Origin of the sequence: Roseburia inulinivorans DSM 16841 (assembly GCF_000174195.1) — a bacterium.
Taxonomy (GTDB): Bacteria; Bacillota; Clostridia; order Lachnospirales; family Lachnospiraceae; genus Roseburia; species Roseburia inulinivorans.
On record NZ_ACFY01000159.1, the window covers coordinates 1 to 24,689 of the forward strand.

Annotated in this window: 27 protein-coding genes and 1 pseudogene; 26 read left to right on the forward strand and 2 right to left on the reverse strand. The window is 42.8% G+C overall.

The features are described from left to right. The first annotated feature begins 171 nt into the window (after nt 1-171). The 13 genes and pseudogenes from argJ (at nt 172) to holA (ending at nt 12,321) form a co-directional block, all read left to right on the forward strand. Entirely contained in the window at nt 172-1,395 is a 1,224-nt protein-coding gene (gene argJ / locus ROSEINA2194_RS17135) for a bifunctional glutamate N-acetyltransferase/amino-acid acetyltransferase ArgJ (protein WP_009860924.1), read from the forward strand. 12 nt (nt 1,396-1,407) lie between these two features. After that, a complete protein-coding gene (gene argB / locus ROSEINA2194_RS17140) occupies nt 1,408-2,307 on the forward strand; it encodes an acetylglutamate kinase (protein ID WP_009860925.1) in 900 nt (299 codons plus the stop codon). Then, nucleotides 2,300-3,483 (forward strand): annotated as a pseudogene (locus ROSEINA2194_RS17145) (aspartate aminotransferase family protein). Before argB ends, ROSEINA2194_RS17145 begins: the two are co-directional and overlap by 8 nt. After that, nucleotides 3,483-4,361 carry an extracellular solute-binding protein gene (locus tag ROSEINA2194_RS17150; protein ID WP_009860928.1) on the forward strand — a complete coding sequence of 293 codons (879 nt, stop codon included), beginning with the start codon at nt 3,483-3,485 and terminating at the stop codon, nt 4,359-4,361. The pseudogene ROSEINA2194_RS17145 and the gene ROSEINA2194_RS17150 overlap by 1 nt, the downstream one beginning before the upstream one ends. Further along, the gene (locus ROSEINA2194_RS22360) at nt 4,291-4,671 is read left to right on the forward strand and encodes a hypothetical protein (protein ID WP_252832716.1); all 381 of its coding nucleotides are present in this window, start codon (nt 4,291-4,293) and stop codon (nt 4,669-4,671) included. The genes ROSEINA2194_RS17150 and ROSEINA2194_RS22360 overlap by 71 nt, the downstream gene beginning before the upstream one ends. A 125-nt stretch (nt 4,672-4,796) precedes the next feature. Continuing rightward, on the forward strand, nt 4,797-5,372 hold the full coding sequence (locus ROSEINA2194_RS17155; RefSeq protein WP_021923325.1) for a helix-hairpin-helix domain-containing protein: 576 nt from the start codon (nt 4,797-4,799) through the stop codon (nt 5,370-5,372). A gap of 2 nt (nt 5,373-5,374) precedes the next feature. Beyond that, nucleotides 5,375-6,067 (forward strand): response regulator transcription factor, encoded by a 693-nt coding sequence (locus ROSEINA2194_RS17160; RefSeq protein WP_009860931.1) that lies wholly within the window; start codon nt 5,375-5,377, stop codon nt 6,065-6,067. Between the two features lie 15 nt (nt 6,068-6,082). Beyond that, on the forward strand, nt 6,083-7,525 hold the full coding sequence (locus tag ROSEINA2194_RS17165; RefSeq protein ID WP_009860932.1) for a sensor histidine kinase: 1,443 nt from the start codon (nt 6,083-6,085) through the stop codon (nt 7,523-7,525). A 44-nt stretch (nt 7,526-7,569) separates the two neighbouring features. Further along, nucleotides 7,570-8,529 carry a GerMN domain-containing protein gene (locus ROSEINA2194_RS17170; RefSeq protein WP_009860933.1) on the forward strand — a complete coding sequence of 320 codons (960 nt, stop codon included), beginning with the start codon at nt 7,570-7,572 and terminating at the stop codon, nt 8,527-8,529. Between the two features lie 60 nt (nt 8,530-8,589). Continuing rightward, nucleotides 8,590-9,642 carry a ComEC/Rec2 family competence protein gene (locus ROSEINA2194_RS20695; RefSeq protein WP_172727161.1) on the forward strand — a complete coding sequence of 351 codons (1,053 nt, stop codon included), beginning with the start codon at nt 8,590-8,592 and terminating at the stop codon, nt 9,640-9,642. A 43-nt stretch (nt 9,643-9,685) separates the two neighbouring features. Continuing rightward, nucleotides 9,686-10,873 carry a ComEC/Rec2 family competence protein gene (locus ROSEINA2194_RS20700; RefSeq protein ID WP_009860935.1) on the forward strand — a complete coding sequence of 396 codons (1,188 nt, stop codon included), beginning with the start codon at nt 9,686-9,688 and terminating at the stop codon, nt 10,871-10,873. Nucleotides 10,874-11,157: 284 nt separating this feature from the next. After that, nucleotides 11,158-11,331 carry a hypothetical protein gene (locus ROSEINA2194_RS17180; RefSeq protein ID WP_044928701.1) on the forward strand — a complete coding sequence of 58 codons (174 nt, stop codon included), beginning with the start codon at nt 11,158-11,160 and terminating at the stop codon, nt 11,329-11,331. 9 nt (nt 11,332-11,340) lie between these two features. After that, the gene (gene holA, locus ROSEINA2194_RS17185; RefSeq protein ID WP_009860937.1) at nt 11,341-12,321 is read left to right on the forward strand and encodes a DNA polymerase III subunit delta; all 981 of its coding nucleotides are present in this window, start codon (nt 11,341-11,343) and stop codon (nt 12,319-12,321) included. Between the two features lie 94 nt (nt 12,322-12,415). On the opposite strand, the gene rpsT is transcribed toward holA, so the two are convergent. After that, nucleotides 12,416-12,679, reverse strand: coding sequence for a 30S ribosomal protein S20 (gene rpsT, locus ROSEINA2194_RS17190; protein ID WP_044928703.1), 264 nt, complete (start codon nt 12,677-12,679; stop codon nt 12,416-12,418). Between the two features lie 388 nt (nt 12,680-13,067). Between rpsT and gpr the strand changes: the two genes are divergently transcribed. Both gpr and spoIIP read left to right on the forward strand, forming a co-directional pair. Continuing rightward, a complete protein-coding gene (gene gpr / locus ROSEINA2194_RS17195; RefSeq protein ID WP_009860940.1) occupies nt 13,068-14,027 on the forward strand; it encodes a GPR endopeptidase in 960 nt (319 codons plus the stop codon). 93 nt (nt 14,028-14,120) lie between these two features. Beyond that, the gene (spoIIP, locus tag ROSEINA2194_RS17200) at nt 14,121-15,404 is read left to right on the forward strand and encodes a stage II sporulation protein P (RefSeq protein ID WP_252832724.1); all 1,284 of its coding nucleotides are present in this window, start codon (nt 14,121-14,123) and stop codon (nt 15,402-15,404) included. 553 nt (nt 15,405-15,957) lie between these two features. On the opposite strand, the gene asnB is transcribed toward spoIIP, so the two are convergent. Next, nucleotides 15,958-17,805: an asparagine synthase (glutamine-hydrolyzing) gene (asnB, locus tag ROSEINA2194_RS17205; RefSeq protein WP_044928705.1), complete on the reverse strand. Its 1,848-nt coding sequence runs from the start codon at nt 17,803-17,805 to the stop codon at nt 15,958-15,960. Between the two features lie 96 nt (nt 17,806-17,901). On the opposite strand from asnB, the gene ROSEINA2194_RS17210 reads away from it, so the two are divergent. The 11 genes from ROSEINA2194_RS17210 to ROSEINA2194_RS17260 form a co-directional block, all read left to right on the forward strand. Continuing rightward, a complete protein-coding gene (locus ROSEINA2194_RS17210; RefSeq protein ID WP_009860946.1) occupies nt 17,902-19,644 on the forward strand; it encodes a S8 family peptidase in 1,743 nt (580 codons plus the stop codon). A gap of 337 nt (nt 19,645-19,981) precedes the next feature. Next, nucleotides 19,982-20,311 (forward strand): ParA family protein, encoded by a 330-nt coding sequence (locus tag ROSEINA2194_RS17215; RefSeq protein WP_009860947.1) that lies wholly within the window; start codon nt 19,982-19,984, stop codon nt 20,309-20,311. Beyond that, the gene (locus tag ROSEINA2194_RS17220; RefSeq protein WP_009860948.1) at nt 20,304-20,486 is read left to right on the forward strand and encodes a hypothetical protein; all 183 of its coding nucleotides are present in this window, start codon (nt 20,304-20,306) and stop codon (nt 20,484-20,486) included. The genes ROSEINA2194_RS17215 and ROSEINA2194_RS17220 overlap by 8 nt, the downstream gene beginning before the upstream one ends. A gap of 24 nt (nt 20,487-20,510) precedes the next feature. After that, nucleotides 20,511-20,735, forward strand: a complete 225-nt coding sequence (locus tag ROSEINA2194_RS17225; RefSeq protein WP_009860949.1) for a hypothetical protein — start codon at nt 20,511-20,513, stop codon at nt 20,733-20,735. Then, nucleotides 20,720-21,031: a DUF5688 family protein gene (locus ROSEINA2194_RS17230; RefSeq protein ID WP_009860950.1), complete on the forward strand. Its 312-nt coding sequence runs from the start codon at nt 20,720-20,722 to the stop codon at nt 21,029-21,031. Before ROSEINA2194_RS17225 ends, ROSEINA2194_RS17230 begins: the two co-directional genes overlap by 16 nt. After that, nucleotides 21,018-21,269 (forward strand): hypothetical protein, encoded by a 252-nt coding sequence (locus ROSEINA2194_RS17235; protein ID WP_009860951.1) that lies wholly within the window; start codon nt 21,018-21,020, stop codon nt 21,267-21,269. Before ROSEINA2194_RS17230 ends, ROSEINA2194_RS17235 begins: the two co-directional genes overlap by 14 nt. 249 nt (nt 21,270-21,518) lie before the next feature. After that, the gene (locus ROSEINA2194_RS17240; protein WP_009860952.1) at nt 21,519-21,860 is read left to right on the forward strand and encodes a helix-turn-helix domain-containing protein; all 342 of its coding nucleotides are present in this window, start codon (nt 21,519-21,521) and stop codon (nt 21,858-21,860) included. Nucleotides 21,861-21,885: 25 nt separating this feature from the next. Further along, a complete protein-coding gene (locus ROSEINA2194_RS17245; protein ID WP_009860953.1) occupies nt 21,886-22,602 on the forward strand; it encodes a LytR/AlgR family response regulator transcription factor in 717 nt (238 codons plus the stop codon). Further along, on the forward strand, nt 22,603-23,898 hold the full coding sequence (locus tag ROSEINA2194_RS17250) for a sensor histidine kinase (protein WP_009860954.1): 1,296 nt from the start codon (nt 22,603-22,605) through the stop codon (nt 23,896-23,898). Nucleotides 23,899-24,048: 150 nt separating this feature from the next. Further along, nucleotides 24,049-24,201: a cyclic lactone autoinducer peptide gene (locus ROSEINA2194_RS17255; protein WP_227970395.1), complete on the forward strand. Its 153-nt coding sequence runs from the start codon at nt 24,049-24,051 to the stop codon at nt 24,199-24,201. Next, nucleotides 24,198-24,689: accessory gene regulator B family protein (locus tag ROSEINA2194_RS17260; protein WP_009860956.1), on the forward strand; the 492-nt coding region annotated here is incomplete at its 3' end. The genes ROSEINA2194_RS17255 and ROSEINA2194_RS17260, both read left to right, overlap by 4 nt.

The following is a 24,689-nucleotide window of genomic DNA, read 5'->3' on the forward strand; positions in this document are numbered from 1 at the left end:
AGCAGATTTTAAATGAATTTGCGAAGTACTGCGAAGAATGAGCAGTACCGTTGCGAGTGACACATAGCGAGAGCGTGTCTTGAATGTTTTTGTTGATCTTGAACAATTGAAAGAAGAGTAGGAGGAGTTTCGCAATTGTCTAAATAACAAATAATCATAAGGAGATAAATCATGAAACAGATCACAGGCGGTGTGACCGCAGCAAAAGGTTTTCAGGCAGCAAGTACAGCAGCAGGAATCAAATACAAAGACAGAAAAGACATGGCAATGATCTACAGTGAAGTTCCATGTAAGGCAGCAGGAACTTTTACGACCAATATCGTAAAGGCGGCTCCGGTCAAATGGGATCACAATGTCGTATACAACAGCAAAGCAGCACAGGCGGTTGTCATCAATGCAGGAATTGCCAACGCCTGCACCGGAGAGGAAGGCATGGGCTATTGCAGGCAGACAGCTGAGAAAGTAGAAAAAGTATTAGGCATTGCAGCAGACGAGGTGTTGGTTGCATCTACCGGAGTTATCGGCATGCAGCTCCCAATCGACCGTATCTGTAACGGGATCGATGCCATGGTGCCACTGTTAAAAGGAGATACCGGGAGCGGAACTGAGGCTTCCAAAGCGATCATGACCACAGACACAAAAAACAAAGAGGTGGCAGTGACCATCAAGATTGGTGGAAAAACAGTAACGATCGGAGGCATGTGCAAAGGCTCCGGCATGATCCATCCGAATATGTGTACGATGCTTAGCTTTGTCACAACAGATGCGGCAATCTCCAAAGAGTTATTGCAGGAGGCATTGAGCGCTGATGTGCAGGACACCTACAATATGATTTCTGTTGACGGTGACACTTCCACGAATGATACCTGTCTGTTACTTGCAAACGGGCTGGCAGAAAACCCGGAGATCACAGAGAAAAATGCAGATTATGAGGAATTCTGCAAGGCACTGAACTTTGTCAATGAGACGCTGGCAAAGAAAATGGCAGGCGACGGCGAGGGCGCAACCGCATTGTTTGAGGTGAAGATCATCGGTGCCGAGAGCAAAGAACAGGCGAAAGTTTTAAGTAAGTCTGTCATTACGTCAAGTCTCACCAAAGCAGCTATTTACGGACATGACGCAAACTGGGGACGAATCCTCTGTGCAATGGGTTATTCCGGTGCAGCGTTTGACCCGGAAAAAGTCGATTTGTTCTTTGAGAGTGCCGCAGGAAAAATGCAGATCATCAAAAATGGTGTTGCGGTGGATTACAGTGAGGAGGAGGCAACCAGAATCCTGTCTGAACCTGCCGTTACTGCGATCGCAGATGTTAAAATGGGCAATGCATCCGCTACCGCATGGGGCTGTGACCTGACCTATGACTATGTAAAAATCAATGCGGATTACCGTTCTTAGGGGGATAGAAAAATGGAAGAAAAAAACATGAACGAACTTTTGAAAAAAGCGGAGGTGCTGATCGAGGCACTTCCATATATCCAGCGCTTTAACCGTAAGATCATCGTTGTCAAATACGGCGGAAGTGCCATGGTGGACGAGGAATTAAAGCAGCACGTCATTCAGGATGTCACTTTATTAAAACTGGTAGGTTTCAAGCCGATCATCGTGCACGGCGGCGGCAAAGAGATCAGCAGATGGGTAGAGAAAGCCGGCATGGAACCGGAGTTTGTCAACGGACTGCGCAAGACAGACGAGGCGACGATGGAAATTGCGGAGATGGTATTAAATAAAGTGAACAAATCTCTTGTAAAACTGGTGCAGGAGCTGGGTGTAAATGCTGTCGGTATCAGCGGAAAAGACGGCGGAATGTTAAAGGTGGAGAAAAAATATTCCAACGGACAGGATATCGGTTACGTCGGCGAGATCACACAGGTCAACCCGAAGATTTTATATGATCTTCTGGAAAAAGATTTTCTACCGATCGTCTGCCCGATCGGCATGGATGAAAACTATGACAGCTACAACATCAATGCAGACGATGCCGCCTGCGCGATTGCGAGAGCAGTCCACGCAGAGAAATTAGCATTTTTAACCGATATCGAGGGTGTATACAAAGATCCGAAAGATCCTTCCACGCTGATCTCGGAACTGCCAATCTCAGAGGCGAAAAAACTGATCGAAGACGGATACATCGGCGGCGGAATGCTTCCGAAATTAAACAACTGTATTGATGCGATCGAAAACGGAGTTTCCAGAGTGCATATTTTAGATGGACGTATCGCACACTGTCTATTGTTGGAAATCTTTACCAACAAAGGAATTGGAACTGCAATCTTAGGGGATAAGGAGACAAAGTATTATCATGAATAAACAGGATTACATTGATGGAGCAGAGAGTGCGCTTCTTCATACATATAATCGTTTTCCACTGGTCATTGATCATGGGGATGGTGTGTATCTTTATGATACAGACGGAAAAGAGTATCTGGATTTTGCGGCAGGAATCGCCGTGCAGGCATTTGGCTACAACAATAAAGAGTATAACGACGCACTGAAAGCGCAGATTGACAAAGTGATGCACACATCCAATCTGTACTATAATGTCCCGATCATGAATGCGGCAAAAAGGGTATTAAACGCAAGCCAGATGAATCGTGTTTTCTTTACCAACAGCGGTACAGAGGCGATCGAGGGTGCAATCAAAGCGGCAAAAAAATATGCTTACACCAGAGACGGACATGCAGGACATGAGATCATTGCAATGAACCATTCCTTTCATGGAAGAAGTATCGGAGCATTGTCTGTGACAGGCAATAAACATTATCAGGAACCGTTTGAACCACTGCTTCCCGGAGTAAAATTTGCAGATTTTAATGATCTTGACAGCGTAAAAGCTTTGATTAATGACAAAACCTGTGCTATTATTTTTGAGACAGTACAAGGTGAGGGTGGAATTTATCCTGCAACAGAAGCATTTATAAAGGGTGTGCGTGCACTTTGCGATGAGCATGACATTCTTTTAATTTTAGATGAGATCCAGTGCGGTATGGGAAGAACCGGAGAAATGTTCGCATGGCAGCATTATGGTGTGAAGCCGGATATTATGACGAGTGCCAAGGCACTTGGCTGTGGTGTCCCGGTCGGCGCTTTCCTTATGACAGAGAGAGTCGCAGAGAAATCTCTGGCACCGGGAGATCACGGTACGACCTATGGAGGCAATCCATTTGTGGGAGCCGCTGTAGATAAAGTACTTGAGATGATGGAGCGCGACCATATCACAGAGCATGTGAAAAAGGTCGCACCGTATCTGGAGAAAAATTAGATGAACTGGTTGCAAAGTATGATTTCCTGACCGAGCGAAGAGGTATGGGACTCATGCAGGGTGTTGTCTGTGAAAAACCGGTAGGCCAGATTGCAGCAAAAGCATTGGAGGCAGGACTGATCGTGATCACAGCAGGTTCGAATGTACTTCGTTTTGTACCGCCACTTATCATTGAAGAAAAAGATGTGGATGAGATGATATCCAGGCTGGAGAGTATTTTATAATGAAAGTAGTACAGAAGAGAATGATCGCAGCGGGCTGTATCGGCGTGCTGGTGATCGGAGGTGCCGTTGTTGTATCCAGACACAGCACTTATGAACAGAAAGAAAATGAAACGGAAAATGGAACAGAGACAGCATCAGTTAGCAGGGTGGTAAAACAGCCTGCTGATTTGATGTTCTGGTATAGCGATAAAAGCTATCAGAAGTTTTTTGAGAAGGCGGCAGAAGAATATTATGAGGATACCGGTATTGTTGTGGATGTAGAGTATCAGGACAGCATGGATTACATGGATGCAGTATACACGGCAACGATGCAGGGAGAAACATTTCCGGATATTTACATGATCGGAAGCGATGAGTTAGAGGAAGCATATCTTTACGGACTTGCAGCAGAAAACACGGCATCTGATATTTATGAGAGCACCGTGGCGTCGAATGCAGTGACAGCGTCCACTTACAAAGAGAAAATGTATGCGTATCCATTAAGTTATAATACCTGTCTGTTTGTCTATAAAAATGGTTATTTTGAGACAGAACCGGAGACATTGCAGGCAATCATTGATTATTCCATCGACAATGAGCCACCGGAAAATGTGCAGTATCTGTTAGAGTGGGATGTGAATGATGCGTTTTATGATTTTCCATTTATATCGAACAGTGTCAGCTTTGTAAAAGATGAAGTGGAAACGATGCAGGTGAATTACGATGAGGGGCTGTATAACGAAGATCTGGAATTTTTCTCACAGATCCTCGAATCATTTTCCATTGATGCGGCGACAGTCACAGAGGAGAGTGTGATCTCGGATTTTAATGAGGGAAAAAACCCTCTGTGCGATCGTGGACTCAGATTCCCTCACAAAACTCGAAGGAACAGATCATGAGATCCGGGAACTTCTGGCATTGAACGACACACTGCAGGCATCTTCCGCAGCGTTGACAGACCTTGTGGTTGTGAATGATTTCTCGGAGAAAAAGGAAAAAGCGGCTGATTTTGCAGAGTATGTAACACTTACCATGTCAGGAGAACTTCATGGACTTGGCGGTCATTATTCCGTAAAATTATCAGAGGACGCAGACGAGAAGGAACAGATTGCCTATCAGGCTTACGAAAATGCGATCCCGGTACCGGATTCACAGGATGCAAAAGAATTTTGGGTAACATTAAAAGAAACAATATCTCAATATTTTTAAAAAATGGATATAATATATTTAATAGTCTTGTCATATTTGTAAAATTTCGTTAAAATATATACATCAGGCGTTGAGGGCTCTTTCATCCATCTGTGATGATGCATCCAGTGGAGAAGGAGAATGCTATGAATCGAAAGAGGAAAGTATTCCTGGTAATCATATTCTGCATGGGAGTGCTCTGTGGATGTGGTTCCAGGAATAATGTGTATTTGGAGAAAATACAGACAGAGACAAGTGAAGTTCCGCAGACAGAGGAGAAAGACTGCCAGGAAGAGATGGGCAGTTGTATGGTGTATGTCTGCGGGGCAGTAGAAAATCCGGGAGTGTATGAGCTGCCGGAGAACAGCCGTGTTTATGAAGCAGTAGCGATGGCTGGCGGGATGACAGAGGATGCCGGGATGGAAGCGGTAAATCAGGCAGAGTTTGTCACGGACGGACAGATGTTAAGAATTCCGACCATGGAAGAAGTGGCGGCTGCACAGGAAGAATCCGAGAGCAATGTGGATGATGGCTTACTGGACATTAACCGGGCAAGTGTTGCAGATTTTATGACGCTTCCGGGAATCGGGCAGTCAAAAGCAGAGGCATTGTTTCAGTACCGGGAAGCACACGGCAGATTTTCTTCTATTGAGGAGATCATGAATGTGGATGGAATCAAAGAAGGAGTTTTTAACAAAATAAAGGATAGTATAAAGGTGTAAAAATGGCAAAAAAGGTTCTTGTTGTTGATGATGAAAAATTGATCGTAAAAGGTATCCGTTTCAGTTTAGAGCAGGATGGAATGGAAGTGGACTGTGCATATGACGGGGAAGAGGCACTGAAAATGGCAACAGAGAATCATTATGATATGATTCTTTTGGATATCATGCTTCCGAAGATGGATGGATTTGAAGTATGCCAGCACATCCGCGAATTCTCTGATATGCCAATCGTGATGCTGACTGCAAAAGGCGATGACATGGATAAGATCCTCGGTCTGGAATACGGAGCAGATGATTATATCACAAAGCCGTTCAACATCCTGGAAGTCAAAGCAAGAATCAAGGCAATTATGCGGAGAACCGCAGGAAGCCAGCCGAAGAAAGAGGATTCCAAGGTCATTGAAGCGGGTGATCTTCGTCTGGATTGCGAGAGCAGAAGATTGTTTATCCTGAATAAAGAAGTGAATCTGACTGCAAAAGAGTTTGATCTCTTAGAACTTTTGGTCAATAATCCGAATAAAGTATACAGCAGGGAGAATCTGCTCAATCTTGTATGGGGTTACGAGTATCCGGGGGATGTCAGAACTGTGGATGTGCATGTCAGACGTCTCAGAGAGAAGATCGAAAAGAATCCAAGCGAGCCAAAGTATGTTCATACCAAGTGGGGTGTGGGATACTACTATTACCAGAATTAGTCAGGGTGCGAAAGAATGTCCAGATTTAAAAATGTTATTAATTTTTTTAAAAGTCTGAAATTCAGACTGATACTTTTCTTAATCCTTTTTGGAATTGTACCGGGAATCGTTTTAAAAGTTGGAATTGTAAAGACATATGAGGACCGGTCTGTTTCAATCAAGACAAGTGAGATCTTAAGCCAGGCAAAAATCCTGGCGAATCAGATTGTTTCCAATGATTATCTGAATTATCCAAACTCAACGATTATCAATGCAGAATTAGATCAGTTATCGAATATTTATGATGGCCGTGTCATGGTGATCGATAATGAGTTTCACATTATCAAGGATACGTATGATCTTGACACGAATAAGACGATCATTTCCAAAGAGGTAATTGAGAGTTATTACGGCCAGGAGATCAAAAAATATGACGCGGAAAACCGCTATATTGAACTGACCGTTCCATTGAGTAGACCGGTGGAACAGACCGGGGCAACAGAGGTTTTAGGTGTTATGTTAGTCAGTGTGTCGACGGACAGCATTAACCTCAATATGGAGTATCTGGCGAGAAACGCCTATGTGATCCAGTTGATCTGTGCTGTGGCGGCAGTTTTCCTTGCAGTGATCTTAAGTATCCAGTTGGTAAAGCCTTTCCATAAGATGTCAAAGTCTATCGATGAGATCAAAACCGGATATGGGGAAGATGCGCTGTCTGTGAATGATTACACGGAAACAATTGAAATCTGTAAAAAGTTTAATGAGATGTTAGGCAGAATGAAAGTGCTGGATGATTCCAGACAGGAATTTGTATCCAATGTGTCTCATGAGTTAAAAACACCGCTGACATCCATGAAAGTTCTGGCAGATTCTCTTAACAGCATGGAAGATGCGCCAATCGAACTTTACAAAGAGTTTATGGGCGATATCGGAAATGAGATCGACCGTGAGACGAAGATCATCAACGACCTTCTATCTCTGGTGAAAATGGATAAATCCGCGGCAGACTTAAATGTTACCAATATGAACATCAATGAGCTGCTGGAGCAGATTTTGAAGCGGTTAAACCCGATTGCGGAGAAACAGAATGTGGAACTTGTGTTAGAAAGCTTCCGCCCGGTGTCCGCGGATGTGGATGAGGTGAAGATCACACTTGCATTTACGAATCTGATCGAGAATGCGATCAAATATAATAAACCGGGTGGATGGGTGCATGTCACACTGAACGCGGATCACCAGTATTTCTATCTGAAGGTCGAGGATTCGGGTATCGGTATTCCGGAGGACTCCTTAGAGCATATTTATGAACGTTTTTACCGCGTGGACAAGTCCCACTCAAGAGAGATCGGTGGAACCGGTCTTGGGCTTGCAATCACCCGCAATGCAGTGCTGATGCACCGCGGTGCGATCAAAGTGTTCAGTACAGAGGGAGAGGGAACCATTTTCAATGTCCGTATTCCTTTGAATTACATCGCGTAGTGCGATATGTGACAGCAGATTTTTGGTAATGGAGTAAAAAAGTAATGAGAAAAAAAATAGTCTTTCTTCTGGCATTTCTGTGCATGCTTTTACTGGTGGGGTGCTCGAATGGAAAAGAGACAAGTAAATACAACATCGAATATCTGAATAAAGATAAAACCGGGATTGTAGCGGTGCCTTATGATGCGTCCGCAACAACGAAAGATGCATTGATCGAAGAATTTTTTGCCGCCTTAAGTTCAGATCCGGATAATGTGGAATACCGTAAACCGATTCCAAATGATGTGGAGATCACAAAGTATTCGCTGGATGGAGCACTTCTCACCATTTATTTTGATGCAGATTATCTGAATATGAAGGAAGTGGAAGAAGTTTTGTGCAGGGCAGCAGTGGTTCGCACGATGACGCAGATTTCCGGGATCGACTGTGTGTCTTTTTATGTGGATGAAAAGCCTCTGACGGATGTGAATGGTAAAATGGTTGGAACGATGTATGCAGAAAGCTTTGTGGAGAATCCCGGAGAACAGATCAATTCGATCCAGAATACGAATCTGACACTTTATTTTTCCAATCAGGCGGGAGACGGACTCGTGAAAGAGACAAGACGGGTTCACTATAGCAGTAATATCTCGTTGGAAAAACTGATCATGGAGCAGCTCCTCGAAGGACCGGAATCGAAGAATGCCAGGTCCGCAATTCCTTCGGAAACCAAATTAATGAGCGTATCGCTTGTGGATGGGGTATGCTATGTCAGCTTTGATGAGAACTTTAAGAATCAGGATTATTCAGTGAATGAAGCCATTGTGATTTATTCTATTGTGGATTCATTGTCAGAGTTATCCTCCATCAGTAAAGTGCAGATTTCCGTGAATGGCGATACCAGCGGTGTATATCGGGATAGTTTCAAACTTGCAGATATGTATGACAGGAATCTGGATTATATCGCCAAAACAGCGAAAACGGATACAGAGGTTGTAGAGGAGACAGAAACGGAGGAACAGTAATTATTGTTTAAACGGCCATTATGTGAAATGGCATCTGGATTGATTCTTGGAATTTTGTTTATGAGGTATCAAAAATGGTATCTGGCAGCAGTTGCTGCCGGAATACTGTTTGGAATTGTATGGAATTTATGGCACAATACGATCCGTAACTGTAGTGAGAAAGACAGTATGGCAAATGCCAGAGCGTGGATGTACCCAGCCTTTCGTGTGGGATGTTTTCTGGCATTTTTTTTGGCAGGGATATTTCATTTTGCAGGAAATGAGGCATTCCGTCAGAACTATATGTCAAAACTACAGGATGGAATGCAGGTGACTGTGCAGGGAAAACTATGCAGCAAACAGTTAAAAAACGGACAATATTCCTATTATTTAGATCATTGTTATCTATCTATCGGGCAGGAGATACTGCCATGCAATCAAATTCTTTTTTATCAGACTTCCGATGATGATTCCATCGGGCAAACCCTTATTGTAACAGGAACGGTTGAATTGTGGAAAAGTGCATCCAATGATGGTAATTTTGACGCAAAAGCATTTTATGAATCCAAAAAGATCGATTTTCAACTGAAGGAAGCTATTGTGAAAAATGTTTACGGAGCAGAGGATGGATTCGGGGAGAAAATTTACAGGCTGCGCCGGAAGATAAGCGGTGTATACGAAAGCTGTATGAGCACATCAGATGCTGGTGTGCTTTCCACGATGACGCTCGGAGAGAAAAATCTTCTGGACGCAGAGGTGAAGCAGATGTATCAGAAAGCAGGAATTTCCCATGTGCTGGCGATTTCCGGACTGCATATTTCTGTGATTGGGATGGGACTTTATAAATTGCTTCGGAAAATAAAATGCTCCTTTTTGACTTCCGGTGTTATTGCAGGCACGGTCATCGGCGGCTATGGGATGATGTCTGGACTTGGGACATCGACCATACGCGCGGTGCTCATGTTTTTCGTTTTATTGTTCGGACAGTGGATTGGAAGGAGTTATGATACGCTGTCTGCTCTGGGACTGTCCGCCATTGTGATTTTATTGGACAACCCTTATCTGCTCTGGTATGCAGGATTTTGCTGTCATTTGCAGCGGTGCTTGGAATTGTGGCTGTGGGACAGACACTGATCAAAATAAAAAGCCGTTCTTTACTTTTTCGGAGAACTTTCTGGTGAGTTTTGCAATTCAGCTTGCAACGGTGCCGCTTACGGCTTATTTCTTTTATGAGGTGCCGGTCTGGTCAATGCTTATCAATTTTTTTGTGCTGCCGATCATTGGAGTACTGTTGTTTCTTGGACTTCTTGGCGGCTTTGTTGGGTTACTGTCTGTCCGTGCGGCAGGGATTCTTTTTGTGCCTTGTCACTGGATTTTGGTATTTTATGAGAAGGTGTGCAGGCTCAGTGTCAGTTTACCGGGGGCTGTCTGGATCACAGGGCAGCCGGATTGGCAGAAACTGTTGCTTTTTTATCTGATATTGGGAGCCGTGCTTTTCGCAATGAAAAAGATGAAGCAACGGCGTGGATTTGTTTTCATAGGCTGTTTTATGCTGCTTGCAGTATTGCATAACCCGGTGAAGGGATTTGAGCTAGATGTGTTGGATGTGGGGCAGGGGGACGGTATGTATCTTCACACGAAAGAGGGGACAAATTTCTTTTTTGACGGCGGCAGTACGGATGTGAGTAAAGTCGGAACATACCGGATGCTTCCGTTCCTGAAAGCAAAGGGTGTGAAAAAAATAGATTACTGGATTGTTTCACACACAGACGCAGACCATATTTCAGGGTTAAAGGAGATCTTGCAGGCAGAGTATGAGATCGATCATATTGTGTTTTCAAAATATGTATTAAATGACGAAGCCTATCAGGAACTTTTGGCACTGGCGCAAACGTATGGAACAGAAATTTTGAAAATGGACTGCGGTGACATATTCACCGATGGTGAGGCGGGGCTGCGTTGCATTTTCCCGGATCAAACTTATAAAAGTGATGATAAGAATGCACTGTCCCTTGTGCTGCGCTATGAAGATCAGGAGTTTTCCGGTATTTTTACCGGGGACATCAGCAGCACAGAAGAACAGTATCTTGTGGAACACAAAAAGGCTGGCAGCGTCACATTTTACAAGGCGGCGCATCACGGCTCGAGATATTCCAACAGTCGGGATTTCCTAATGGCACTCTCACCGGAGATCACAACCATTTCCTGTGGGGAAAACAACCGCTATGGGCATCCGGGTGAGGAGGCACTCTGCAATATAAAGGAGAGCGGAAGTGCAGTCTATGAGACAATGGAGTGCGGACGTATCCGCATCCATATGGAAAATGGAAAACCTGTGGTGGAAAAATTCCTTGAAGGAAGATGAATTGTTCTATATAATGGGGAAAGAGTTTATAGATAATTGCGAAACTCATGAAAGTGTAGATTGAATTGTGAAAAATTAACAAAAGACATGAAAGACATTGGGGAACCGCCGGTACTTAGAAGGCTGGTACAACGGTAAGTTGTGCCTGACTTCTTAGTACCGTTGCGAGAGACACATAGCGAAAGCGTGTCTTGAATGTTTTTGTTGATTTTGAACAATTGAAAGAAGATTATGATGAGTTTTGCAATTATCTGGAAAGAGTATAAATGCAAAGGAGGAAACATATGTTAGTATGTGACTATATGGTAGAACAAATTGATGGTGACTATGCACATTTAAGAAGGGTAGACGAGCCGGACGGCGAGCTGAAACTGGTGGCAAGAGCGCTGCTCCCAATGGAGATCACAGAGGGAAGCAGATTACATTATGAACTGATGCAGTACACTTTGATTGGATAACAGGTGACAATGAAAACGATTGATGAAGATATTAAGAGTGGACAATTTAAAAAGATATATCTGCTCTACGGCGACGAGGCGTACCTGAAAAAACAGTACAAAGACAAGCTGAAAAAAGCGTTGGTGCAGCCGGATGATACGATGAATTTTACTGCGTATGAGGGAAAAGACACAAATCCGAAAGAGGTGATCGACCTGTCGGAAACCCTTCCTTTTTTTGCCGACCGGAGAGTGATCCTGATTGAAAACAGCGGCTTTTTTAAGGGCAGTTGTGAGGAGTTGGCAGAGTATATGCCGCAGGTTCCGGATACGACACTGTTTCTTTTTGTGGAGGAGGAAGTGGACAAGCGCTCGAAGCTCTATAAGGCAGTGAAAAATGTAGGAAAGATTGTGGAGTTTACAATACAGACAGAGGAACTTCTGACACGCTGGATCTTGACACGTCTGAAAAAAGAGGGGAAGAATATCACAGGTTCTGTCATGCAGCTTTTTTTGAGCAAAACCGGAACGGATATGGGCAATATTGACCGCGAGCTGGAAAAATTGATCTGTTACTGTATGGATAAGGATGTCATCGAGGCGAAGGACGTGGAGGCAGTGACGACAGAGCAGACCACAAATAAAATTTTTGATATGGTCAATGCGATCGCGGAGCATAATCAGAAGAAAGCGCTGGACCTGTATTATGACCTGCTGACATTAAAAGAGCCGTCCATGCGGATTATGTATCTGATCTCCAGACAGTTTCAGATCCTGTTGAATGTCAAGGATATGTCGCAAAAGGGATTTGATAATAATACGATGGCACAGAAAGCAGGAATCCCGCCGTTTGCAGTGCGAAGAAATGTGACGCAGGCAAAAGGATTTACGATGCAGCAGTTAAAGCAGGCAATCCGGGATGGTGTGGATTTTGAGGAAGCGGTAAAGACCGGCCGAATGAATGACCAGATGGCAGTGGAACTCTTTTTAATGAAATACAGCAAACAATAGAATGCACGCTTTGAGTGCATTCTATTGTATAAAAAAATCACCAGTATGACGGTACTGGTGATTTTTGAATTCGCGAATTTTAATTTATCTTCTATTAAGCCATTGCGTTAACAAGCTTTGTTAAACGGGAAACTTTTCTAGCAGAATTGTTTTTGTGATAAACACCTTTAGAAGCAGCGCTCTCGATAGTAGAAATTGCAACTGTTAATGCAGCTTTTGCAGCTTCCTTATCGTTTGCAGCAACAGCAGCCTCAACTTTCTTGGTTACTGTTTTCACTTCAGATCTGATAGATTTGTTTCTAGCAGCTTTTGTTTCAGTTACTAAAATTCTCTTCTTTGCAGATTTAATGTTAGCCAATCTGTACACCTCCAATTTTTTTATGATTGTAATTGTTCATGATTGTTACATTAAAGCCGGACACGGACAGTTCAATGTAAACATACTAGAGTAGTATAGGATATTTCTATAATGCTGTCAATATATAAAATGACATTTTTTGCAAATTTTTTGAAATATTTTAGAAAAGCTTTTTCTGAATTTCAGGTTCATCTGAATGTGAATGCAGATTCGCTAAAAGCTGCGGATAAATTATCGGGGAAAGGACATACTAAGTAAAATGAGCGGGAACTCATGAAAGTACAGATTGGACAATTGAAAGAAGAGACAATTGCTTATAATCAAAAGAAGTGTAGAAGGAGTTCCGCAATTATCTATATCCATAGAATCAGAAAGAGGAGAAGCGCATATGTACCAGATCAGAACAGACCTTGCATTAGAGACGCAGGAAAAAATGCAGGAAGATAAAGTGGAACTGAAAGGTGTCCGTTTTTCGGAGGAGCATGTCAGTAAAAATCTGACCATCAGCACAGTGGTGATCGAGACGGAGAATGGTGCAAAAGCCATGGAGAAACCCAAAGGTACTTATATCACGATCGAGGCATCGAATATGGATGAGGAGGACGAAGATTATCACAGAGAGATCTCAGAGCAGCTTGCCAGAGTGTTAAAGCAGTTGATCAGCGTAAAAAAAGAGGATGTCTCCGTACTGATCGTCGGGCTTGGAAACCGGGCAGTAACGCCGGATGCATTGGGACCAAGAGTGGTGGATAATCTCTACATTACGAGACATATTATCAATGAATACGGAAAATATGCGTTTGGAAAAGAGCATGTCAATCGCGTGAGCAGTATTGTTCCGGGTGTAATGGCACAGACAGGCATGGAATCTATGGAGATCGTGAATGGAATTGTGAAGGAGACAAAACCGGATGTTGTGATCGCAATTGATGCGCTTGCAGCAAGAAATACCAAGCGTCTCAACCGGACCATTCAGGTGACGGACACCGGAATCAATCCGGGAAGCGGTGTCGGCAATCACAGACACGGGTTAAATGAGAAAAGCATTGGTGTTCCAGTTATTGCAATCGGGGTTCCAACGGTCGTTGACGCTGCCACTATAGTAAATGATACGATGTTTAATCTGATCACGGCGATGAATCAGAGCAGCGAACTTAAGACGCTTGGCAACACTCTTGGAGAACTCAATGAGACAGAGAAATATGAATTGATCCGGGAGCTGTTGTCTCCGAATCTGAACACCATGTTTGTGACACCAAAAGATATTGATGAATCTGTCAAAAGATTAAGTTTTACTATATCAGAGGGGTTAAATATCGCTTTGATCGATCACAACATTTTTGCATAATGAATGGAAACTGGCATAAGTTGTATTATGTATTTTCATGGTTATAGAAGTTATCAAAAAAAAAGATTGAAAAATAAATATGGAAAATATCTGATGGGAATGCTGGTAGTTACAGCACTTGTAACATTTTTTGTACAGCGGCAGGAGCTTTGGAGTATCGGGAAAAAAGCAGCAGTAAAAATGGCAGGGACGGCAGTGGTGGATGTGCTGGCACCGGGGCTTCACTATGAAGAGAAGGAAAACGGTAACCATTTTCTTGCCAAAGTGGAGAAAATATTATTTCCAATTGCAGATTATACGGTTCAGATAAAATCCTATGAAACGGATGCAGAGAGCACGCTTTCCTATGAGATGATCCTTGCGATGGAAGCGTTGGACGAGAACTACGTGGATGAGAACGGACAGGTTGTGATGCAAAATAATGGTGGTACAGACAGTCCACAGCCGGCTGACGGCACACAGAACGCTGATAATCCACAGGCAGCAGACGGTGCACAGAACGCCGATAATTCGCAGGCAGCTGCAACTGCACAGAACCCGGATACCTCACAGGAAACATCCGATTCCGCAGGGCAGGCATCTCTCACAGTTGCGCAGCCCGTGACAGCAACACAGAAGGCAGTCGAATATTCTCTGGAGAAATTAAATGATTTTGATTACCTTGTGCAGAACTTTTATCAGGTAGACAGTACTACAACTGTAAAAAGTGATCAGTTAAATGTGGCAGCACTCACTGGAAAAAACATGAAAATCGCACATGATGCGGGCACACCGCAGATCTTAATTTATCATACCCATTCACTGGAAGGGTATGCGGATTCTATTCCGGGAGACCGATCGACTACGGTTGTGGGCGTTGGGGATTATCTGACAGAATTGCTGACGCAGCAATACGGATACAATGTCATACACGACACCGGGGAATATGATACCATCCGTGATAAGGCGTATTCCAAAGCAGCACCGGCATTAGAGCAGATACTGGCAGACAACCCGGGCATTGACGTGGTCATAGATCTGCACCGGGATGGCGTGGGGGAGAACACAAGGCTTGTCACGAATGTGAATGGAACGGACATGGCAAAAGTAATGTTTTTTAATGGATTGAGCAGAACGACCAAACTGGGGGATATCGCCTATCTGTACAATCCATACATAGCGGATAATCTGGCATTTTCATTTCAGATGCAGCTTACCGCAGCAGAATACTACCCAGGATACACAAGAAAAATCTACCTCAAAGGCTACCGTTTCAACATGCATTACTGTCCGAAAACGCTGCTTGTCGAGGTCGGGGCTCAGACTAATACCGTGCAGGAGGCAAAAAACGCCATGGTTCCGCTCGCAGACATCCTGAACAAAGTACTTTCCGAATAACTGAAAGCATTGTCCCGGCTGTCCGGTCTGGCAGTCTGCCGGGTTATATTATTTGTGTATGCATGGAAAGGAAGCGGGGCGCAGAATGAAACTTTCGTGAAAAATTGCGTAAATTTATCAATGTTTCTTTTTTGACTGCTGGTTTATGTACATTCATCAATGAACAGTCCGCGCAATATGTCCGTTTCAGACACACACTCGTTAGCTTTCTCTAGTGTGCGTAAATGCCAGAATCAGCATCGTTTATTGCAGGGCAAAAATCAAAAGGAAAACCGGGTGATTTTTGCCCTGCTTCTCTGCTGATCTTCTGGCATGTAACGCACACACGAGAAACCTAAGACGAGTGTGTGTCATGAAACGGACATATTGTGCGGACTGTCCATTGCTGAATGAATATAAACAATGAGAGCAGTCAAAAAGGAAACATTGATAAATAAGCAATTTGAACAAGTTTCATTCTGCGCCCCGCTTCCTTTCCATGCATACATAAATGATATAACCCGGCAGACTGCCAGACCGGACAGCCGGGGCTGCGCTTCCACCCATCCGGAAATTACAGATTCAGGTGGTATTTCTGCATCCAGTAGTTGATCTGGATGAAGTAGGCGAGCAGCTGCGGTCCTGCCATGAGCTGTCCGAACCACGGCTTTCCGTATTCGGTCGGTGCCTCTAGGAAGGTTTCGAGTTTTTTTGTGTCGATGAAGGTCTTGACCGGTGCATCCGGCTGGTCAAGGATGTGCTGCATTTCTGCAATCAGAAGTTTCTCATAGCCGGGATGATAGGTTTTCGGGTAAGGACTCTTTTTCCGGTGCAGAAGTTCCGCCGGGAGCAGGTCTTTGCAGGCATCACGGAGCAGAGCTTTCTCAACGCCATTCTGGTATTTCATTTCCCACGGAACATTAAAAACGTACTCAATGATGCGGTGGTCAGCAAATGGAACACGGGCTTCTAAACCAGAGTACATACTTGTGCGGTCCATGCGGTCGAGCAGTGTCTGCATAAACCATTTGATGTTCAGATAAGCGATATTATAGCGTTTCCGCTCGGTTTCCGTCTCGTCTGAAAGGTGTGGTGCCTGGTTTAAAGAAGTCTGGTAACGGTCGTGGGAGTAGGCGGCAAGATCGAGATCTTTTATGAAGGAGTCTTTAAGAAACAGTGTTCGCACAGACATATCCGCGGACCACGGAAAGCCATCTCTGGATAAAAGATCTTCCCGGTAAAACCACGGATATCCGCCGAAAATCTCATCGGCACATTCCCCGGTCAGTGCGACCTTATTGTGTTTTTTTACAAGGGAACAGAAGTAGAGCAGTGAGGAGTCCACGTCTGTCATACCCGGAAAATCCTTTGCGTCGACGGCATCTCTGAGTGCGGAAAAGAGCGTGTTTTCATCGCATTCCAGACAGGTGTGATTTGTGTGATAGTGATCTAACATGATTTTGACATAAGGAAGATCACGCTCCGGTTGAAAGGCGTTGGATTTAAAATAAATGTCATTGTCCTTAAAATCAAAGGAAAAAGTATTTAAGGTTTCACCGTGTTTTTCCATGTAACGGCAGGCAATCGCAGTGACAATGCTTGAGTCAATGCCGCCGGACAAAAAAGTGCACACCGGGACATCGGATACCATCTGTCTGGTCACGGAATCGCGCAGAAGAAAAGAGACAGTTTCCACTGTCTGTTCATAGGAATCGGTATGCGGGGCGCGGAACAGATCCCAGTAAGTGTGATCGGACATCGTATTTTCAGAAAAAATGAGATAATGTCCGGGAAGAACTTCGTTTACATCATCAAAAATTCCATTTCCCATGGTCCGGGCAGGTCCGATCGCGAGAACTTCGCGCATGCCATCCATAGAAAGCCTCGGAGTGAATCCCGGAAAACAAAAAAGTGCCTTTGGCTCAGAGGCAAACAGGAGCTGTCCGGATACAAATGAGTAAAAAAGCGGTTTGATTCCTACGCGGTCGCGGTATAAGAGAAGTTGTTTTTTGCTGTCATCCCAGATGGCAAAGGCAAAAATTCCATTCAGTTTCCGGACAAAATTGACACCATAATGCATATAGGCGTAAAGAATGACTTCGGTGTCCGTGGTTGTTGAAAATTCATAGCCGTACTGCCGCAGATCGCGGGCGAGTTCCCCGGTGTTATATAATTCGCCATTGTATACGATCGCATATTCCTTTCCGTTCTTTTGGCGTATGATCGGCTGTGTTCCGGTGACAATGTCGCGGATGCTTAAACGCGCATGGGAGAGACCGGCCATATCTGACAGATAGATCCCGGATTCATCATTTCCACGGTGCGCAAGACATTCGTGCATGGAAACCAGTACAGACGTCCATTTTTCTTTCTGCTGTTGATAATTTCCTTTGGCGTTATAAAAACCTGCAATTCCACACATATATTTTTCCTTACATTCTGGTCGCATTCTATTTTGGTTTATTTTATGCTAAGGGGATGGATTCATGCATAGAATAGAGAAAAAACGGAAAAGCGCATGAAGGAAAACTGTGGAAAGATAGAAAATATACTAAATCTGGCATTGGATGCCACACAGGAGGAGCGGGAAAAGTCCTTAAATCTGGATGTGGGATATGATGTTACAGAGAATCGATGGGAGGTGATCGTTAAATTTTTTGGAACGACAGAGGAACTGCGACAGAAGCTGGCGGAGCGTTTCCCCAAGGAGCAGGCCAGGATTGGAATTTATGATCTCACAAATGAATATGCAATTCTAAGGATTCCACAGCCATTGGTAGAACTTGTCGCATCCATTCCTGAAATTGAGTATATGGAAAAGCCAAAACGACTTTTTTTTGCAGTGGAAAACGGAAAAAGAAGTTCCTGCATCAATCCGCTGCAGACCGGTCAGGGTACAAGTCTGACCGGTAATCTGACAGGAAAAGAGGTGCTTGTGGCAGTCATTGACTCAGGGATCGACTATGCACATCCGGATTTTTGCAACAGTGACGGAACGACAAGAATTGCTGTGCTGTGGGATCAGACGCTTGACACGGTCTACGAGCGTGAGACGATTAATCTGGCGTTAAGGCAGGAGAGTGAGCAGGAGCGGTACGCAATCTGCCCGAGCAGGGATGCATCCGGGCATGGTACGCATGTTGCAGGCATTGCGGCAGGAAATGGCAGGGCTTCCAATGGGCGGTACCGCGGCGTGGCATATGAGAGTGAACTGATCGTTGTGAAACTTGGTGTGCCGAGAGAGACTTCGTTTCCGAAAACAACGGAACTGATGAGTGCTGTGGATTTCTGTATTGCGAGAGCAAGGCAGTATGGAAAACCAATTGCATTAAATCTAAGCTTTGGCAATAATTACGGTTCCCATTCCGGGAATTCACTGATAGAGACCTATCTGGATGACATGGCGAATTACTGGAAAACGTCTATTGTGATCGGCAGTGGCAATGAAGGGAGCGCAGCAGTCCATACAGCGGGAAAACTGACGCTGAATGAGGAGCAGGAGGTTGAGATTGCGGTGAGCGCGTATGAGGCATCCTTAAATTTGCAGATCTGGAAAAATTATGTGGATGAGATCGGTGTCTCTGTGATCCATCCGGGCGGAACTGCGATCGGACCATTGCAGCGGATACAGGGAACCCAGAGATTTCAGTTGGGAGAAACAAACCTTCTGGTGTATTATGGAGAACCAAGTCCGTACAATCCCTACCAGGAAATTTATCTGGATTTTATCCCAGTGGGCAGTTACATTGACGATGGAATCTGGAAGATCAGGCTCACTCCCATCCGGATTACAGACGGCGCGTTTGACATGTGGCTTCCGGCAGGAAATGTGTTAAACAGCGGAACGGGATTTTTAAATCCGGTGGAGGAGACAACTCTCACGATTCCCTCTACAGCGACGAAAGTGATCACTGTCGGGGCATACGATGCGAGATTTGACCAGGCAGCTGCATTTTCCGGGAGAGGTTATACGAGGGCAACCAATCAGGTAAAGCCCGATCTTGTGGCTCCGGGGGTGGAGATCATGTCCTGCGCACCGGGCGGCGGCTATCAGGTGCGTACCGGAACATCCATGGCGACACCGTTTGTGACCGGAAGTGCAGCACTTTTGATGCAGTGGGGCATTACAGATGGTAACGATGCCTATCTATATGGAGAAAAAATGAAGGCATACCTGATCCGCGGTGCACGCAGGCTGCCGGGTTTTACAGCTTATCCGAATCCGGTATTGGGGGATAATGGTATTATAGTGTCAAGTTAGTGAGAAGCCAGTAAAATCAAGGGGTTCCGCTGATTTCGTCCAAAACAGAAGTTGCTGTGAAAACGGAAAATCAGGATGAAAACAACCTAGTTTTCATTCTGAAAAAGGGAAATCGGATAACTTGACACTAAAATACCATAAGGAGCTAAAAATCTATTTTTCAAGTGTATTTCAAATTTATCATTTCTAATCAATCTCAGTTTTGGTGCAAAATCTATTTTCCCAAATTGTAACCTATAGTGTTCTTACGTGGAAGGAGGTAAGTGCTTAACCCTATTTTTATCCAAATCAAATGTAACCAAAATAACAAATTCAAGAAGAGAAAGGAAGCAAACGTATGGGCAAGGTTTTAGGAATTGTAAACAGAAAGGGCGGAGTAGGTAAGACCACGACCGCCACAACCCTGTCATATCTGCTGTCTAAGGAGGGCTGTAAGGTCGCATTGATTGACTTTGACGGGCAGAGGCACACAACAAAACTTTGCGGAGTGACCGCACCAGAGCAGCTTTCCGTGACAATTTATGACATTTTGAAGTGTATCGTGATGAACGAAGAACTGCCGGATAAAGAGTCCTACATGATAAGGACAGAGACAGGAGTAGATTTAATTCCGGCGAATAACAAGCTGAAAGAGTTTGTGGACACCATTAAGGAGCAGTATGACTAACCACACGGTTGAACTGGGAGATATAGAGCAGCTACAGGAGCTTCATGGATATAAGGTCATAGAGAGACTGCCGGTAGTCCTGATTGAAAATGCAGAGCTTCTGCAAACCAATTACACAGAGGGAGTAGTGGCTCAGGCGGTTGTGCAGTCCGTAGAGGATGGAGATTTTTCGTAAGCAGCAAAGAAACGGATAGAAAACATGAGCCGCATCGGGCAGGCAAATGAGAAGTATGCCATGGATATGGCAAAGGAAATGGAACAGCGTTTTCGGGACGGTACACTGAATTATCACTATCAGCCGGAACATCGTCTGTACGAGGGAGGTCCTAAAGCAAAGTTCCGCAATAATGTGGAGGCAATCAGGCTTATCTTGAAGATTATTATCGGACATATGAGGATGATGGGAATATGGAAAATATTTTGACCGCTATTGCCCGGATATACCAAAAAAACATGGAAAACAATGAAAATTTGCTTCCGTTTGAGGTAAAGGACTACGAGAGTGTGAAAAACAGATTGTATGTGGTGGCATTGAATAGAAACAATAATCAGGATTATTTGAGAGATGCTGTACGCAGAGATATCGCTGAAACAGATATTACATCCGTTGTGCGTGTTTTATGCACAAACAATCAGGAAAAGGGAATGTCGAGTTTCATGGTTAAGTCAGGTATGCTGGAAATGTGGGGAGAGAGAGCCGGTTTCGATGAAACAATTTGAGTGTAAAAAGGCTTATTGTGAAGAGACAACAAAGAAGTCTCAAATGAAACAATCTGATCATGAAGAGGTTTGTGAAACAGATACAGAGAGCGGAGCGGAAGAAGGGAAGAAGCGATGTGTGGAAGATAGAATAAATGATAGTGGAATGAAAACGGTTTATAGAGGGAAAAAATTCAGGAACGAAAGCGCTGACTTTTTTAGGTGGACTGGGGAGGAGATCAGTCTGATACCACCTTGAACGTTCATTTTAACCCAAAGACTAAAAAGTGAAAAAGAAATATCTAGGACAAAATAGAAATATAATAGAGTTACACATTGGCAATAAACATCAAATATCGTATATGCTAAGATGAAAACAAGAATTTTCATATAAAATAATAAATTTCTTGCAGATTATTAAAATATAGGGAAATAAATTAGCATATAGAGTATTCTTTAATGCTTGTGGAAAAGATATGATAAAGGAAAATGAGTTTCGGAGATACGAATGGAATTAGATTATTGCGCAATAGGTACGAGAATAAAAGAGCGTCGGGCGAAGAAAAAATGGACGCAGGAGATGCTTGCATCTGCTGTTGGAATTTCTAATCCGCATATGAGTAATATAGAGCGAGGAAGAACAAAAGTAAGTTTAGGAACCCTGACGGATATTGCAAACGCTCTTGATACGACATTGGACGAGCTGATTTGTGATAATCTGGTAAGAGGGAAAGTTGTTTTTGATGAGGAAATTTCGCAGGAACTGAAAGAATGCAATGAAGAGGACATCAGGATCGTTTATGATATGGTAAAAGCTTTGGTTAAGAGCCTGGCAAAACGGAAGCATTAGTTATTACAGCCACGGAGTAAAGGATATGATAAGAATTGGGATTTGTGATGATTTAGTAGAAGAGCTTCAGATACAAGAGAAGATGGTTAAGAGTATCGTTTACAGTTTGGGGCTGAATGTAGAAATAAAATGCTTTCAAAGTGGAGAAGATTTGTTGTGGGAAATTGAGCAAAAAGGGAATATGGATATTATTCTATTGGATCTTGAAATGGGTGGGATAAATGGAGTTGAAACGGCAAGGCAGCTTAGGAAAAAGGATAACAGAGTAATTTTGTTTTTTATTTCCTACCATGATCAGTATTGTAAGGAAATCATTAATGTACAACCATTTGGGTTTATAGACAAGCCTGTTTCAGAGGTGAAATTGGAAAGTGCATTGAAAGAAGCATTTAAGGCTATGAGCCAAAAAGAAGAAATATTTGAGTATACATATAAAAAAGTTCCATATAAGATTTTGGTAAGCAAAATTCGCTATTTCGAGAGTGATAAGAGAGAAGTGAATCTTTACAGTACAGATGGAGTTTATTCATTTTATAAAAAACTGGATGAGGTAGAAGCACAGTTAGAACAGATGAATATCAAGTTTTTAAGGATTAGTAAATCATATTTGGTCAATATGAATTATGTAAAAGAGTTTCGGTTTGAAAAAGTAGTGATGGATGACAGCAAGGAATTTAAAATAGGTCCCAAATACAAGGATAAAGTACGAAAAAGTTATATTGAATTGATGAGGATAAGTTAAATGATGAAAGTAATGCTGACTGCTATTGAAATTTTTTCTTTAGTGTTTCAGAGGATTTTTGCACAAAAAGTTCTGACACAAAGAAGACATAGCGGTGTGTGTGAATGCTGCGTATGGGGAATGTATTTTGTCATTTCTAATTTTTTTACTTATAATTTTGCTAATAGTGCGTGGGACAATACATGGACATTTGTTGTCTCATTTTTTTTGACTTTACGTATTTTATATACAGATTCTACATGGGTTTTATCGGCAGTTACCATCTTTATGGCAATCAGCGGAGCATTATCAGAAGTATTGACTTATTATGGATGGCAGATATTTGTTCAGAAAAGTGAAGTTAGAGTAAATGTGGAAAACGAAGAATATTTGTTGATGCTGATTTCCAAGCTGGTTATGTTTTTCTTTATAAACATATTGTTGGCGCGCATAAAGCGGCATAAAAATATAAAACTTAACATAGCGGAATGGGTTCAGATTTTTGTGATTCCGGTAGGGAGCATTGTTATTTTGGTTGAAATAATCTGTCACAAGGAAAGTATGAGTGAGACGTTAGATTTTGTGGCAGTGCTTATGGTAATGCTGATTAATATTTTTACATATTATTTGTATGACAAGATCGGAGAGACAGCAGAAAAACGGGTACGGGAAGCGGTTTTGCAGGAACAAAGTGAATATTATCTCAGACAGTACAATGAAAACATGAATCTGTGGGTAGAAATGAGTGAATTTCGCCATAATATGACGGAACGGTATTTGATGGAGAAAATGTATTTGGAGAAAGGGGATTATGAAGCTCTCGAAAAATATTGTGATAATTCTTTAGAGAAGTTCCATAAACAAAGAAAGGTTTCAAATACAGGGTGTTTCTATTTTGACAGTATCATTAACTATAAAGCGGCTGTTGCCGAGACATTTGATATTAGATTTGATACAAAGCTGATGATACCGAGAGAGTTAAAAGTGGAAACAGAGGATATCGGTATCTGTCTTGGAAATTTGTTGGATAATGCGATAGAGGCATCTAAAAAAGTAAAAGTTGAAGAACGCGCTGTCTATGTAGAAATCCGAGTGGATAAAAGAAACCTTATGATGACAGTTTCTAATCATTACGAAGAAGAAAGAAAAAAGAGTGGAAATAATTATATTACAACGAAAAAAGAAAAACACAAACATGGATTTGGATTAAATATAGTAAGGAAGATATCCAAAGGGTATAATGGGGAAGTTATCATTGATGACAGGGATAATCAATTTAGGGTAACGGTGTTATTGTATGAAATTTTTTCTCTGTGAAATTACGGGTAGAAATAGGAGATGCGTCATTAGACGTATCTTTTTTTGCGTAAAAATAAAAAAGTTACAGATAACCATACGATTCTTGACGTTTCAGGGATTTTTTGTCGAAAAATGGTATCATTAGGAAAAAAGAGAGGGGGAATCAAGATGAGAAATCTGTTAAACCGCTATTTAAGCAATCTGATGTCATTTGGACTAGAGAGAGTAGCAACAGGCGCTGCAACAAAATGCTGCTATTTTATCCTGCATCAGCCTAAAGTGCCGGAAAATCTCAAAAAGTTTTCTGAGAGTAAGAAATGAGAAAGATTTTTGAGGGAATCGTAAACTTCATGGAAGAAAATGGGAGCATTCAATCAGAATACAAAGATGTATATATATTCGCTTTGCAGACCATTGTCGTATATGCTTTTAATATTGGAACGGGCGTTGTCATTGGCGTATTTATGAAGGAATTTCTATATTGTATGATTTTTCTGGCTGCATTTATATTGCTGCGGCAGGAAGCAGGCGGATATCATGCACCGGGATGGAAAAGCTGCTATTTTCTTTCATGTGGGATTTTGGTTTTAACATTGTTATGGATAAAAGAGGAATTTATTTATCAGACATATATCACAATGATTGCGGCTTTGGTTGCAGGAATAGGGATATTTTTATTTGCACCTCTGGAAGATAAGAATAAACCTTTGGAGGAAGAGGAAAAGAAAGCACTTGGGAAAAAAGCGCGAATCATAGTTGTGACCGAACTGGTCGTGGGAATGGTATTTCTGATGGTGAATAAGAAAGTT

What these genes read in the sequence shown, in the direction of transcription:
- argJ (WP_009860924.1), top strand. Translation starts at nt 172, where the DNA reads ATGAAACAGATCACAGGCGGTGTGACCGCAGCAAAAGGTTTTCAGGCA.
- argB (WP_009860925.1), top strand. Translation starts at nt 1,408, where the DNA reads ATGGAAGAAAAAAACATGAACGAACTTTTGAAAAAAGCGGAGGTGCTG.
- ROSEINA2194_RS17150 (WP_009860928.1), top strand. Translation starts at nt 3,483, where the DNA reads ATGAAAGTAGTACAGAAGAGAATGATCGCAGCGGGCTGTATCGGCGTG.
- ROSEINA2194_RS22360 (WP_252832716.1), top strand. Translation starts at nt 4,291, where the DNA reads ATGAGGGAAAAAACCCTCTGTGCGATCGTGGACTCAGATTCCCTCACA.
- ROSEINA2194_RS17155 (WP_021923325.1), top strand. Translation starts at nt 4,797, where the DNA reads ATGAATCGAAAGAGGAAAGTATTCCTGGTAATCATATTCTGCATGGGA.
- ROSEINA2194_RS17160 (WP_009860931.1), top strand. Translation starts at nt 5,375, where the DNA reads ATGGCAAAAAAGGTTCTTGTTGTTGATGATGAAAAATTGATCGTAAAA.
- ROSEINA2194_RS17165 (WP_009860932.1), top strand. Translation starts at nt 6,083, where the DNA reads ATGTCCAGATTTAAAAATGTTATTAATTTTTTTAAAAGTCTGAAATTC.
- ROSEINA2194_RS17170 (WP_009860933.1), top strand. Translation starts at nt 7,570, where the DNA reads ATGAGAAAAAAAATAGTCTTTCTTCTGGCATTTCTGTGCATGCTTTTA.
- ROSEINA2194_RS20695 (WP_172727161.1), top strand. Translation starts at nt 8,590, where the DNA reads ATGAGGTATCAAAAATGGTATCTGGCAGCAGTTGCTGCCGGAATACTG.
- ROSEINA2194_RS17180 (WP_044928701.1), top strand. Translation starts at nt 11,158, where the DNA reads ATGTTAGTATGTGACTATATGGTAGAACAAATTGATGGTGACTATGCA.
- holA (WP_009860937.1), top strand. Translation starts at nt 11,341, where the DNA reads ATGAAAACGATTGATGAAGATATTAAGAGTGGACAATTTAAAAAGATA.
- gpr (WP_009860940.1), top strand. Translation starts at nt 13,068, where the DNA reads ATGTACCAGATCAGAACAGACCTTGCATTAGAGACGCAGGAAAAAATG.
- spoIIP (WP_252832724.1), top strand. Translation starts at nt 14,121, where the DNA reads ATGGGAATGCTGGTAGTTACAGCACTTGTAACATTTTTTGTACAGCGG.
- asnB (WP_044928705.1), bottom strand. Translation starts at nt 17,805, where the DNA reads ATGTGTGGAATTGCAGGTTTTTATAACGCCAAAGGAAATTATCAACAG.
- ROSEINA2194_RS17210 (WP_009860946.1), top strand. Translation starts at nt 17,902, where the DNA reads ATGAAGGAAAACTGTGGAAAGATAGAAAATATACTAAATCTGGCATTG.
- ROSEINA2194_RS17215 (WP_009860947.1), top strand. Translation starts at nt 19,982, where the DNA reads ATGGGCAAGGTTTTAGGAATTGTAAACAGAAAGGGCGGAGTAGGTAAG.
- ROSEINA2194_RS17220 (WP_009860948.1), top strand. Translation starts at nt 20,304, where the DNA reads ATGACTAACCACACGGTTGAACTGGGAGATATAGAGCAGCTACAGGAG.
- ROSEINA2194_RS17225 (WP_009860949.1), top strand. Translation starts at nt 20,511, where the DNA reads ATGAGCCGCATCGGGCAGGCAAATGAGAAGTATGCCATGGATATGGCA.
- ROSEINA2194_RS17230 (WP_009860950.1), top strand. Translation starts at nt 20,720, where the DNA reads ATGGAAAATATTTTGACCGCTATTGCCCGGATATACCAAAAAAACATG.
- ROSEINA2194_RS17235 (WP_009860951.1), top strand. Translation starts at nt 21,018, where the DNA reads ATGAAACAATTTGAGTGTAAAAAGGCTTATTGTGAAGAGACAACAAAG.
- ROSEINA2194_RS17240 (WP_009860952.1), top strand. Translation starts at nt 21,519, where the DNA reads ATGGAATTAGATTATTGCGCAATAGGTACGAGAATAAAAGAGCGTCGG.
- ROSEINA2194_RS17245 (WP_009860953.1), top strand. Translation starts at nt 21,886, where the DNA reads ATGATAAGAATTGGGATTTGTGATGATTTAGTAGAAGAGCTTCAGATA.
- ROSEINA2194_RS17250 (WP_009860954.1), top strand. Translation starts at nt 22,603, where the DNA reads ATGATGAAAGTAATGCTGACTGCTATTGAAATTTTTTCTTTAGTGTTT.
- ROSEINA2194_RS17255 (WP_227970395.1), top strand. Translation starts at nt 24,049, where the DNA reads ATGAGAAATCTGTTAAACCGCTATTTAAGCAATCTGATGTCATTTGGA.